This window comes from Citrobacter sp. TBCS-14 (assembly GCF_005280805.1).
GTDB classification, from domain to species: Bacteria; Pseudomonadota; Gammaproteobacteria; order Enterobacterales; family Enterobacteriaceae; genus Citrobacter; species Citrobacter gillenii.
In genome coordinates this window covers 219-508 of record NZ_SZWM01000563.1, presented here as the reverse complement: position 1 = coordinate 508, position 290 = coordinate 219, and the positions used below count along the sequence as shown (strand labels likewise).

At 43.1% G+C, this 290-nt stretch carries 1 protein-coding gene; it reads right to left on the bottom strand.

Going from position 1 to position 290, the window contains the following annotated elements; genetic code table 11:
- A partial coding sequence (locus FDX22_RS31440; RefSeq protein ID WP_255432981.1) for a type VI secretion system contractile sheath small subunit occupies positions 1–290 on the bottom strand: 290 nt, incomplete at both ends.

Below are 290 nucleotides of genomic sequence, written 5' to 3'. Positions count from 1 at the left end.
TCTCTTCTGGCATCATGGTTGCCAGTTCATCACGCAGTTCCTGACTCAGGGCTGGATCCTTAAGGATGGTTTCCAGCTCGCGACGAAAAGCAGCGTTATCGAGTAAGTTAGATTTCAGGTCACGAAGTAAGTTACGCATAGCTAACAGAACGCGTAATTGTGGGATATTCCTGGCTACCTGCTCGGGTTCAAAATCGTGGATATTTTTAAAGGTAAGATTAATATCGTCTTTTCTACCATCACCAGCTAACGTATTTTTAACACTCAGATTAACGACTGGTGAGAACTTA